The sequence below is a fragment of the Halalkaliarchaeum desulfuricum genome, from assembly GCF_002952775.1.
In the GTDB taxonomy this organism is placed as follows: Archaea; Halobacteriota; Halobacteria; order Halobacteriales; family Haloferacaceae; genus Halalkaliarchaeum; species Halalkaliarchaeum desulfuricum.
Genome location: NZ_CP025066.1, coordinates 1,718,289 through 1,729,651 on the forward strand (window position 1 = coordinate 1,718,289; position 11,363 = coordinate 1,729,651).

Genomic DNA, 11,363 nt, shown 5'->3' on the forward strand with positions numbered 1-11,363 from the left:
GGTTACTCACGCGTGTGGCCATTCGGGTAGGGGTTGCAAAGGTACATTCAGAGGGATTGGTTAAATGCTTTGTGTAGCGTCTTGCGCGTGTTAATAAATAACAAACCGCCGAAAGAGGCAGTGATTCGCCAGTTCTACGGAGTTTGAAAATTCCATATAGCGGATCCACCTGAAGTAGAATTACTATAAAAAGCCGATGAAGAGCGAAATGAGTAAGTAGATTCGCTATGTACTCTCGGATGGGCCCACGGACGGCAGGAAACTGTCATCATAGGGTAGGGCCATGATTTCGCCTTCCTGCCGCCGTATTTTCCTTTGGATGGGGTCAGGACACCAGAATTCTCGAAACATACTCGTACCTCTACCTCGCCGTTACAGATGGCTAATGCCCGTTTCGACGCAAGCGTTGATCGATGAATTGCATCGGCTGACCGAAAAGTTGGGTGGGCCGCCCACTCTCGCTCAACTTCGCGAACATGGTGAATATTCGGCTACCACGTATTACGACCGGTTTGGATCGTGGAACAACGCTCTCGAGGCAGCTGGGTATGCCTCGCGCGATCCGGACTCGAAAATCCCGGTCGATGATCTCCTCGAGGAACTCCAGCGACTTGCCGATGAGTTGGGCGAACCCCCGAGCGCTGCGCAGATGAACGAACATGGTGACTATTGGGCGTCCACCTATCGCGATCGATTCGGGTCGTGGAACGAAGCGCTCGCCAAAGCGGGATTCGGACCCGGCGAACGTCGCGATGCACAGATCTCAGAACAGGACCTCCTCGATGAACTTCGGCGGCTTGGTGACGCAAGTGACGAGCCTGCCCCACCCACGTTCGAGATGATGGACGAGTCCGGCCGGTATGGTGCTCGAACCTACATCCGGCACTTCGGATCGTGGAACAAGGCGGTGCAGGAGGCTGGATTTGAACCCGAACACCCACGTGAAGTACGTGAGGAGGAACTGTGTGCTGAATTGCGTCGATTGGCAACTGAACTTGAGAAGTCACGTCCAACGGCCCAGGACATGGTTGAACATGGCCGACACGGAGTTGCAACGTACCAGCGTCAGTTCGGAAGCTGGTCGAACGCGCTCGATGCCGCGTTTGAGAACGACTGAAAAAGAAGACTGAGAAATATATAAACTGGCATATGTTTACTGATCCAGAGAGCCAGTTTACGTGGGGTCTATGTAGCCGTCTTTCGGTTCGTAGATTTCGCCTTTCCGCCGGAGCTTCTCGAGTTCCTCCTCGGCTTGCTCTGGGTCCATTCCCGCCGCCTCGGCATCCTCAATGACCTCCTCGATCGGGGCGCCCAGCGAGTACTCCGGGTCGTTAGCGTAGCTCTCGATGATGCCCTCCAGCGTCTTCACGCGGTCGCGCTGGCTCTTCGACTGGCCCGTCTCGACGACATCGGCGTCGAACTGTGAGGTCTCAGGGTCGACGCCGATCTTTCGCATACAGTCGAGCCAGATGTCGATCACGCGCTTGGCGTCCTCGATCTCGACGGTCTCCGACAGGCGGATCCTGGCGCTTGCTTCCGCCAGCCGGTGTAGCGCCTCGATCGACCGGGCCGTCGTCGGAATCGGTGAATCCTCGTCGTCGCCCGCCCGCCGGATGTCGACGTAGTGATCGGCGATGTACTGCTCGGCCTCCTCGGTCAACACGGGATGAACCTCCTCGCGAGCCAGCGCGATGTAGGCGCGTAGCGTCTCCTCGTCGATCTCGGGCTCGGCGACGGCACGTTCCGTCTCGTCCAACTCCTGTCCGGAGGCGAGTTTCTGGCCCGTCCGCGCCATCGTGTTGAGGTGCTCTGCGAGCTTGCGATCGGTCTCGGGATCGGGCTCATCACGCATCGGGAAGATCAGATCGAACCGCGAGACGAGCGCCGGATCCAGGTCGATCTGCTCGCCGATCGGCTGGTAGGGATCGTACCGGCCGTACTTCGGGTTCGCCGCTGCGAGCACGGACGAGGCCGCGGGCAGGGTGACGTTGTTGTCGCCCTTCGAGACGGAGATCGTTCCGCTGGCCATCGACTCCTTCATCCCGGCGCGATCCTCTTCCTCCATGTCGTCGAGCTCGTCGATCGCCGCCAGCGAGCGATGCGCCTTCACGAGTGCGCCACCCCGGATGACCCACCCGCCGCCGTCGAGATCCGACTGCACCGCCGTGGCCGTCAGCCCGGCCTTGGTGCTCCCGGATCCGTCGGTGTAGATCGCGCCCGGAGTCACACGTTTCGCGTACTGCAGCATTCCCGACTTGTCCACGCCAGGATCGCCGATCAGCAGGATGTGGATCGTCCCCCGGGTATGGGAGCCATCGGGAAGCTGTTTCTCGACGCCCTGGAACAACTGCAACGCAATCGCGAGCTTGATCCGCTCGTGACCGATGTGGGAGACCTTGATCGAGTTGACGACCTTCGCGTAGGGGTCGTCGCTGGCGGCGATCGACTCGACCTCCTCGCGATGCGCCTCGATGTCGGCGTCCGCCCAGTCGGTGTCGTCCGTCTGGACCGCCTGCGCGTCACCGTACAGCTCGATCGTCGGTCGCGTCTGGTTGCCGTGGCGTTCCTGGTGGCCCTCGAGGCGCGCCTGCACGGTGACCCGGTCGCCCGAGCGGGCCGCCCGGCACAGGTCTTCCCGCAGGTTGATGTCGAACGTCGACTGGCCGTCCTCGGCCTCTTCGGGGGGTTTCTGCAGGCGCATCCGCTGGAAGTTGATCATCTCCGACTGGGCGTAGTTGAGGTCAAAGGGCCCCTGTCGCTCACATCCCTGGCACTCGTGGGGCTCTTGCAGCGTCGTGGCGTCGTACGCCTGCGGAATGTAGGTCATCGTCCCACAGCGCCGGCACTCGAAGGCCGCCTCGGTGATGAGTGGCTTGACATCGCTCTGCTCGATGATCTGCCCGGAGATCCCGATCAGCTCGCCGAAGTGCTGGTCCGGGTCGATGTGGCCGATCGAATAGGTGCGGTAGTCCGGCAAGTTCTCAAGGCGGACGCTCGCGCCCTCCAGCGAGATGTCCACGGGGAGATCGAACAACCGGAGTGCCTCCTCGGCGTGTTCGCGAAGGCGGTCGGGGGACTGCAGCCAGTCGTTGGCCAACTGCGGGTCGAATTGGTAGAGATCGTCGAAGTCGACGAACAGCGACTTGCGCTCGTTCGGGTAGTGCTGGGCGAGCTGCCCGATCTCATCGCGGTAGTAGGTGCGATAGAACTCGAGGAACGCGTCGGTCGGGGAGTCGCTAGTGGCCGTCTGGGCGTCAGTGCTCATCGGCCACCTCCTGACCGACCAGCCCCCGGGCGCTCCTCGCGGGTGCTGGTGCTACTACTCGAAACCAACTCAGTCTGCTCGGTCCCGGGGCGGTCGTTGACGACAGGCTCCAGCCGGCCGATCGCGTCGGACATCCACCCCATCTGCTCGCCGATCCCGCCGGCCGGAATCTCCTCGAAGAGGAACCGCGGTTCCAGCGGGAACGTGTAGCCCTCATTCGGGTCGCCCGCCATCCGGCAGATTCCGTACTCGAAGACGCCGCGCTCGCGCAGCGGCTCGATGTAGTCCTGACCGGCAAGCACGAGTAGCTGGTTCGCGTCGTTCTCCCACGGTCTGGCCTTCCGCGGTCGGAAGCGTGCGACCCACTTGCAAAGCGACGCCGCCACGGTTGCCGCCCACTGGTCCATCTCGGTGACGATTTTCTCCCCATCCGGCCGACGGCGGCCGTAGGGATTCGTGACGCGATGGTCCGGATCGGTGGGATCGTCGCCGAGGTCGTCAATTCTCTTGTCGTAGTATTTGAGGTCGCGGTCGTGGGGCACGACGCCATGCTTCGCAGACAGCACTGCCCACCCATCTGCATCGTAATTGCGAGTCCACGCCGTGACGAGATCGGCGAACTCCCGCCTGACGCCGAAGTACGTCGACGTGTACAGCTCGCGCGCCGGCCACGCCGGGCCAGTGTCGGCGTTCGGGAGACTGGTCATCGGCTCGTCCGGGCCGACACTGGCGACGTGGAGGTCGGTCGGATCCCCGGGATCGCGTTTCTGCTTGCCGCAGCCGACGAGGACGAGGGCTCCATCGAGGTGGATTTCCGCGCGATCGGTTTCCTTGCGGTCGGATTCGAAGTCAAGACGTGGGGCAACATCGGGGCCAGCCGCGACCTGGACGTCAGTCATCGAGCATCGCCTCCTCGGCCGCGACGATTCGCTGGAACTCCGCTCGCGATCCGCCCGCGTCCGGGTGTGCCTCGGCCTTGAGCCGTCTGGCTGCTGCCTCGACCACGTCTGCCGGGGCCTCCGGGGCGACGTTCAGCACCTCGTGTGGAGCTGCCGTGCTACCGTCTGCGACGACGATCGCGTCATCGTCGGCCGGCGGCAGGCGGGCGTTCGCGAACTCCGACTCGCCAGTCGTTACGGGTCGCGAGTCCATCTTGCGCTTCTCGTGGATGTACAGTCCGATGGTGCGGAGGTTATCTCGCACACGCGAGTACGCATCACACGCGACGGCGTACTGCTCTCCATCCATGCGCCACCGGACGACGACGCTCGGGTCGTCCGGCTTGGGCTGGTTTGCGTACGGCCGCTTCGGGTTGCGCGACTGGTGCTCCATGTTCGTCTCGAGGCGCCAGTCGTCGACGCCGAGACGATCCAGCTCCGCTTCGAGGTCGTCGATCGCCTGCGCGAGGGAGACCTCATACGAGCGGTTCTTCGAACGGTCGCGAGCTGGCGTCCGCTCGAAGTCCGCCGGCCACTCGACGTCAGTCATCGCGATCACCTCGACCGGCCTCCAGCAGGTCGTTCTGTTTGACGTAGAGTCGGTTGTCCAGCGAACAGCGCTCGCAGACCAGCGACTCGGTGCCGTTGCTGAAGTGGACGACGTAGTCGGCGGTGTTGCGACAGCCCTCGTAGGCGCAGCCACGATCGCCGTCGTACCCCTCGGCCGAGACCGGTTCGACGGCACCCTGCTCGACCCAGCGACGGAACTCCTCGGACTCCCCGGTCAGGGGATCAACCGCGTCAGTCATCGGTCGAAGACACCTCCGCGTAGGCGGGAATCTCCGTCTCTGGATCCGCTGTGACCCCACCACCGAACGTCGACAGGCTCGGTGTGTTCCACGAGAGGATGTGGGCCCCGAGCGCTCTCGCGAGATTCACCGGGACGGCGTTCCCGATCTGCTTGCGTACCGACCGCTTGGTGTCGCCACAGATCTCGTAGTCGGCGGGGAACCCCTGCGCCTGCTTGGTCTCGTGTGGCTCGAGCAGCCGATACCGGATGTCCAGCCCCCACGGGAACAGGTCGGGTTCGATCAGTGCGTGGCGCGCTTTCGTCCGAACGGTCGGCAGCGGCTCGTCGACGTCGGCGGCGTCGCTTTGCCCGTTGTAGACGATCAGGTACGGCGAGACCAGATGACCGTCGTGGTTCCGGGCCGTGATCGTGTGGGCGGGCTGGGCGCCGGGATCGTAGGTCGCGTTGCTGTGGACGCCCCGCTGGGGCAGGTTGCGCGGTTTTACGAACGCGTCGACGGCGATGTGGTGGATCGCACCGGTTGTCGTGACGGTCGGGACGGGGCGACCCTGGGCGTCGCGTGGGTACGCCCCCGAATGCTGGCCCATCACCAGCACGGCGCCGGGATCCGGCTCCTCCCCCGTGACACCACCGTCGGCGATCGCGACCTCGCCCGTCACGAGGAACGGCTCGGTGCGCTCTTTGACGGCAGTCTCGAGGTCGTCGATCGGGACGACATCGTCCTGCAACTGTTCGACGTCTTCGGGACCGAGCGTCTCGACGACGTCGGCGTACGGCGCCAGTCGGTCGTCACAGTGTCGACGGATTCCCTCGGCGATCCGCTGCATCGTATTCTTCGCGAGCGGGCGCGAGCGGGCCCAGATGGATTCGCCCCGATCCGACCAGTCGATGATCGTGGCGGCGGTCCGGTACTCGCGCAAGTCGTCCTCGGGATCGGCCGAGTGTGTCGGCTCGGGTGCGGTGGGTTTGTGCGTCCGGCTGCCGATGACGAACAGCCGCCGTCTCGAGGTTGGATCACCGTAGTCACACGCCCGGAGCGTAACCCCGTACCGCCCGCGGTCGTCGCGGATAATCGTGTAGCCGAGTGCCTGGAGCGTCTGGATCCACTGCTGGTAGATCGCCCCGTCGTTCGTCGCCTCGCCGTCGATCACGCGCGACCAGCTGCGGAACTCGGGGACGTTCTCGATCAGCAGCTGCTCCGGGCGGAGCTGCTGGATCCAATGCAGGACGTGCCACGCCGACGCGCGTTCCTGCTCGCGAATCGGCTTCCCCCCGCGGGCGTTCGAGTGGTGCGTACAGCTCGGGCCGCCCGCAAGGAGCGTCACGGCCCCGGGATCGACGACATCCGGCGGATGCAGCTCCTCGATCTTGGCGTGGTAATGCTCGGCCCACGGGTGGTTTTGCTCGTGGGTCGCAATCGCGTCCTCGGAGTGGTTGATCGCGACCAGACGGACGTCCTCGCCGAGAGTGCCGCCCAGCGCTTCACACGCCTGGGCGATCCCGGTGGAGAGCCCACCGGCGCCGGCGAAGAGATCCACGACAACGATCTCCGCGTCCGATGACGAGGACGGAGACGAGGGAGACGTCACGCGACCACCTCCACGGCCGGTGGAACGACACGATCGACGCGGTGGTTCGTCACGATCCGATTAACAATGTTGTTAGCGGGAGAACGCCCCCTAACAACCGCCCCGGAACGCGAGAGCGACGCGAGAGTTGACGTACTTATCAGTAGTGGAGTGTTGTGTACAGTGGTGTTGTGCATGGATTTTACTAGTCTTGTGTTACATTCGTGGTATGTCCGTCTTGACCCACCGTGTGAGCGGTAGGCTGATGCCCTTCGCCGCTAACAACATTGTTAGCGGGGTCGATACCTGGAACAGCGTCGAGATCACACTCGACAACCTGGACCTCGCGGACGTCACTCCGGTCATCGGTCTGTGCCACGTCGCGTTTTCCCGTGGCCAGGCTGAATCCATCCGACTGGGCGACGTCTTCGAACACGCGGTGGACCTGCTGGGGCACGAGATCACCGTGACCGTGTCCTGCAAGCGCGTCGGCAAGCTCGCGCCAGTACATCGATGCCTTCCCACCGCGAGCCTCTGCTCGGCGGAGCAGGATCTGTCGGGCGTCCCTGACGCGTTTCTCGTGGTTGGAGGCATCCGGGCCGGGCACGCCGACGATCGCCTCCAGCCGTGCCTCGAGGTCGTCGATCCGCTGGGCTTGCGCGTCAAGCCGCTCGGCGAGCTGCTGGATCGTCTCCTCGAGACGGGGGAGATCGTCCCGGACGGCGGGGAGGACGACCTGGTCCTGCTTGGCTGCCGTCTTCTGGAGTGTGATCTCCCACTCGTCGTGGCCGTTGCTACGCGACATGGTCGATCACCTCGAACTCCTCCGCGTGTTCCCAGCAGACGACGCGTCGACCGTGCTCGGGGTGTGCGATCACCGGCTGGGCCGACTCACGGCAGCCGGCGACACAGCAGTGTGGACCAATCGAGGCGTGGCGCTCGACGCTCACGACACACCCCTCCGTACTGAAAATTCTGATCTGTTAGAAGAGGCTCTCAGACGGTTGGATTCTGAGGTTTTGGGGTCAAGCCAAGGGCCGGATTTGAACCGGCGTTGGGCGGCTCTGCAGGCCGCTGCGTCTGACCGGACTCTGCCACCTTGGCGCAGGTGAATCTACCCGATTCGAACTCTTAAGGGTAGCGGTCTCCCGTCTCGCTCTCCCGTCAGGGAACCGGCGTCACGCGATCCACGTGCGTTAGTTCCGCGAGGTCGTCGCTCAACGCGTCCTGGTCCACGCCGGCCTCGTAATAAAAGACGAGATCGAAGGTCCCCTCCCGGAGCAGCTGTTGACACTCCCAGACGAACTCCTCGTCCTCGAGCGTCAGCCCCTGGAACTGATTCGAGGAGAAGTCGGGATCGTCGTTACCGGCGTAGATGTACGCCTCCCCCTTGTCGGCGTGTTCGGAGATCACGTCGTGGACGTCGACGGTGAGCTCCTGCATTTCGAGATCCGCCTGGCCATCGAGGTGGGTGTGGACGATACAGCCGACGAGTTCGATCTCCCCCGGCTCGAGGAGCGACTTCGTCCGTTCGTACAGCTCCTGATCGATCACGTCGTTCATCGCCGGATGTTCTCTGCCGGTCTACAAACGGCTGACGGTTCGCGCCTCGGAACGGCGGCGTCGACGCAGTGTTTCGAAGAACTCCGGAGGGCGAGAGTTTTTGTCCCGGCGACACGCAGCCATCGACGTGACCTTCAGCATCTGCGTTCGGGAGCCGTACACCGACGAGGAGGGAAACAGACACCACCGGTTCGGCGTCGCTGTCACCACCCGATTGCCCGCTGTCGGGACGTTGTGCCCGTTCGCGTCAGAACACGGGGCCGTCGCGACCCAGAGTCTGGTCAACGTCGAACTCGGCCGGAAGGGGATCGACTACCTCGCTGACGGCCTGGCCGTCGAGGACGCCCTGGAGGCGCTTTTAAACGCCGACGAGGGCCGAGCCCAACGACAACTGCACGGTGTCGACGCCGACGGGACGTTCGTCTTCTCCGGCGACGAGTGCCGGGACTGGTACGGACACACTGCCGGTGAGAACTACACCGTCGCGGGGAACCTCCTGACCGGTTCGGACGTGATCGACGCCACGGCGGCAGCCTACGAGTCGGAGGCGTTCGGCGAGGGCCCGCTCGCGGCTCGACTGATCGACGCGCTCGCGGCTGGCCACGAGGAGGGTGGCGACAAGCGGACGGATCTCCCGATCCAGTCGGCAGCATTGTTGGTAGAGACCACCGAAGACGTCGAGGACGAGCCCACCTCCCCCGACTCGATCGACCTCCGGGTGGACGCGACCGAGACGCCGATCGACGACCTCCGGGACACCTACGAGTTGACGCTCCAGGGCTGGACGGACGCAGCTGTGAAATACGAGGGCGAGAACGAGGAATGAACGCGATCCGTGGGAGGTGGGTGGTGAGATGTGAAACGTGAGCGTGGGGCGTGAAGCGTGGGACGTTGATCGGGTGGTGTGAGGTATGGGGCGACCTCACACCGAGAATTCGAACAGTTCGTCGCCGACGTGGTGGATCGACTCCACGACCTTCCCGGAGTCGCCGAGCATCTCGGCACCGTCGACGAGCGCGCGACCGACCGCAAGCACCTTCCCGTGGGTCTCCTCTGCGACGACGACGAGATCACCCTCCTCGATCGCCTCGTCGGCCTCCACGATCCCGGGGCGCATCACGTCAGCCCCGTTCGAGACGAACGACACCGCGCCGGCGTCGACGGTAACGATCCGGCGTTCCGGCGGGAACGCGTTCGCCCCCTGAACCGTGAGAAACGGCTCGTCGTCGACGTACACGACCGCCGGGTCGCCGTCGACGAGCACGACCTCCCGCGGGTCGTCCGTAAAGGAGACGCGTTCGAAGCTCTCGCCGTCGATCTCTACGCCGAGCGCGTCCCGGACGGCCGACTGGATGGCGTCGACCTCGTCGCTCCGGAGATGATGCCGCGATTTGACGTCCATACGGGAACGATCGCCGCCCCGACCGATAAATCGACTGTTCCGTCCCGAACCGCGGTCGTGTACACGCCGTGGGAGGCCACGACAAGCGCTAAGTATCGGGGGGACATCCGTTTTCGTATGTGGCGTTCGCGGTCGAACCGGGATCGAAAAACCGTCGTGTGTATCGCGTGTGGCGACTCACTGCTACGGTCCGACGCGCGCGAGTACGACAAGGAGGGGGACCGCTGGGACCGCCACGGCAAGGAGTTCGAACACCTCTGTAAGGAGTGTCACGACGAACTGTGCCACCAGCCCCGGGCCGAACTCGAATCGCTCCTTTTGTCGATCGAATCCGACGAGGTCTCCCGGGAATCGTTCCTCCGTCGGTACTTCGACGCTGTCGAGGAGGAGTACGGCTCCGCGGACGCCGAAGAACGGTCCTGAGTCGGGATCCGTTCGGCGGACCAGCTGCCGTCCTCGACGACACGCCTTTCTATCCGGTCGCCCTTGTACCCGGTATGTCAGACGAACAGGCCGCCGCCGGAACCGCGGAGGGCCAAGGCCCGGTGAAGATCACCGAGGAGATGGCAGAGCGGCTCGAGGAAAAACGGGAAGAGCTCTTCGAGGAGTTCGATATCCGGGACGGGTTTCCGATCGAGGTGAAACGGGAGGCCGAAGCGCGAAGCGACGGCATCGAAGACGAGATCGACGCGGAGCTCGAGGATCGGCAGGACCTCCGGGACCTGACGACGTGGACGACCGACCCGATCGACGCCCAGGACTTCGACGACGCGATCAGCATCGACGAAAACGAGGAGACGTACCACCTCTGGGTCCACATCGCGGACGTCACCCACTACGTCACTCCGGAGACGACGATGTGGGAGGAGGCGGTACAGCGGAGCAACACCGTCTATCTGCCGGCGTACACGGTCCACATGCTGCCCTCCGTACTCGCCGAGACCGTCTGTTCGCTCGTCCCCGAGGAGGACCGGCTCGCCCACACCGTCGAGATGGTGCTGGACCGGGAGACGCTCTCGTTCGAGTCGATCGACATCTACAAGTCGGTGATCCGCAGCGACGAGCGACTGACGTACACTCAGTGTGAAAACCGACTCGACGACCCCGACGCCCCACTCCACGAGGAGAACGCCCTGGCGTACGAACTCGCAGAGCAGATGCACCAACAGCGCAAGGAGGACGGGTCGCTCGTGTTGAATCCTCGCCGGGACCGAGCTCACACGATCATCGAGGAGTGCATGCTGAAGGCGAACAAGGCGGTCACACACGAGCTGATGTGGAACCGCGGCGTGGAGGCGATGTACCGGGTGCACCCGCAGCCGACACCGGACCAGTGGAACGACGCCCTCAAAGAGATCCAGGAGCTGGATGGCGTCTCGATCCCGGGATCCTCGTGGGACGATCCCCGGAAGGCCGTCAACGCGGCGCTCGAGGAGGCGCCCGACCGCCAGCTCAACAAGATCCAGCGTGCCGTCCTGAAGGTGATGCCGCGCGCGAAGTACATGAACGATCCGTTCGGCGGGCACCACGCGCTCAACTTCGACATCTACGGTCACTTCACCTCTCCGATCCGTCGACTGTCCGATCTGGTGAACCACTGGATCGTCTACACGAACGACGTCCCGGAGGACCTGATCGAACTGTGCGACCGCGCCAGCGACAAACAGAAGGACGGCGAGACGTGCGAACGCCTCTACAAACAGTTCCTCGAGGAGAACCACATCGATCCGTACGCGGTCAACAACCGGGGGCTCGAAATCGTCGAGGACCCGGAGGAAGCCACCCACGGCGTCTAGCCCACGAGCGCTGTGCTGTC

Annotated in this window: 13 protein-coding genes and 1 tRNA gene; 4 read left to right on the forward strand and 10 right to left on the reverse strand. The window is 63.9% G+C overall.

All coding sequences use genetic code 11. The features are described 5' to 3' along the window. Positions 1 to 385: 385 nt before the first annotated feature. Entirely contained in the window at positions 386 to 1,117 is a 732-nt protein-coding gene (locus AArcSl_RS08525) for a homing endonuclease associated repeat-containing protein (protein ID WP_119817703.1), read from the forward strand. A gap of 57 nt (positions 1,118 to 1,174) precedes the next feature. On the opposite strand, the gene AArcSl_RS08530 is transcribed toward AArcSl_RS08525, so the two are convergent. From AArcSl_RS08530 to AArcSl_RS08565, 9 genes are all read right to left on the reverse strand, one after another. Further along, complete coding sequence (locus AArcSl_RS08530) at positions 1,175 to 3,265, reverse strand: minichromosome maintenance protein MCM (protein WP_119817706.1); 2,091 nt, start codon at positions 3,263 to 3,265, stop codon at positions 1,175 to 1,177. Continuing rightward, positions 3,262 to 4,164, reverse strand: coding sequence for a DUF6884 domain-containing protein (locus AArcSl_RS08535; protein ID WP_119817709.1), 903 nt, complete (start codon positions 4,162 to 4,164; stop codon positions 3,262 to 3,264). Before AArcSl_RS08535 ends, AArcSl_RS08530 begins: the two co-directional genes overlap by 4 nt. Next, positions 4,157 to 4,753, reverse strand: a complete 597-nt coding sequence (locus AArcSl_RS08540; RefSeq protein ID WP_119821838.1) for a J domain-containing protein — start codon at positions 4,751 to 4,753, stop codon at positions 4,157 to 4,159. The genes AArcSl_RS08535 and AArcSl_RS08540 overlap by 8 nt, the downstream gene beginning before the upstream one ends. Then, entirely contained in the window at positions 4,746 to 5,012 is a 267-nt protein-coding gene (locus AArcSl_RS08545) for a hypothetical protein (RefSeq protein WP_119817712.1), read from the reverse strand. The genes AArcSl_RS08540 and AArcSl_RS08545 overlap by 8 nt, the downstream gene beginning before the upstream one ends. Continuing rightward, a complete protein-coding gene (locus tag AArcSl_RS08550; protein WP_245883178.1) occupies positions 5,005 to 6,552 on the reverse strand; it encodes a DNA cytosine methyltransferase in 1,548 nt (515 codons plus the stop codon). Before AArcSl_RS08550 ends, AArcSl_RS08545 begins: the two co-directional genes overlap by 8 nt. 235 nt (positions 6,553 to 6,787) lie before the next feature. Then, a complete protein-coding gene (locus AArcSl_RS08555) occupies positions 6,788 to 7,387 on the reverse strand; it encodes a hypothetical protein (RefSeq protein WP_119817718.1) in 600 nt (199 codons plus the stop codon). Beyond that, a complete protein-coding gene (locus AArcSl_RS17060) occupies positions 7,377 to 7,532 on the reverse strand; it encodes a hypothetical protein (protein ID WP_154670812.1) in 156 nt (51 codons plus the stop codon). The genes AArcSl_RS08555 and AArcSl_RS17060 overlap by 11 nt, the downstream gene beginning before the upstream one ends. Positions 7,533 to 7,610: 78 nt before the next feature. After that, positions 7,611 to 7,686, reverse strand: a tRNA-Cys gene (locus AArcSl_RS08560). Between the two features lie 60 nt (positions 7,687 to 7,746). Further along, positions 7,747 to 8,145 carry a DUF5778 family protein gene (locus AArcSl_RS08565; RefSeq protein WP_119817721.1) on the reverse strand — a complete coding sequence of 133 codons (399 nt, stop codon included), beginning with the start codon at positions 8,143 to 8,145 and terminating at the stop codon, positions 7,747 to 7,749. A 127-nt stretch (positions 8,146 to 8,272) separates the two neighbouring features. Between AArcSl_RS08565 and AArcSl_RS08570 the strand changes: the two genes are divergently transcribed. Next, positions 8,273 to 8,971, forward strand: a complete 699-nt coding sequence (locus AArcSl_RS08570) for a DUF1028 domain-containing protein (protein ID WP_119817724.1) — start codon at positions 8,273 to 8,275, stop codon at positions 8,969 to 8,971. Positions 8,972 to 9,067: 96 nt separating this feature from the next. Here AArcSl_RS08570 and AArcSl_RS08575 read toward each other — a convergent pair whose 3' ends face one another. Then, the gene (locus tag AArcSl_RS08575; protein WP_119817727.1) at positions 9,068 to 9,547 is read right to left on the reverse strand and encodes an RNA-binding protein; all 480 of its coding nucleotides are present in this window, start codon (positions 9,545 to 9,547) and stop codon (positions 9,068 to 9,070) included. A 117-nt stretch (positions 9,548 to 9,664) separates the two neighbouring features. On the opposite strand from AArcSl_RS08575, the gene AArcSl_RS08580 reads away from it, so the two are divergent. Together AArcSl_RS08580 and AArcSl_RS08585 are read left to right on the forward strand one after the other, a co-directional pair. Continuing rightward, on the forward strand, positions 9,665 to 9,970 hold the full coding sequence (locus tag AArcSl_RS08580; protein ID WP_119817730.1) for a DUF7562 family protein: 306 nt from the start codon (positions 9,665 to 9,667) through the stop codon (positions 9,968 to 9,970). A 74-nt stretch (positions 9,971 to 10,044) separates the two neighbouring features. Next, entirely contained in the window at positions 10,045 to 11,343 is a 1,299-nt protein-coding gene (locus AArcSl_RS08585; RefSeq protein WP_119817733.1) for a ribonuclease catalytic domain-containing protein, read from the forward strand. Positions 11,344 to 11,363 lie beyond the last annotated feature (20 nt).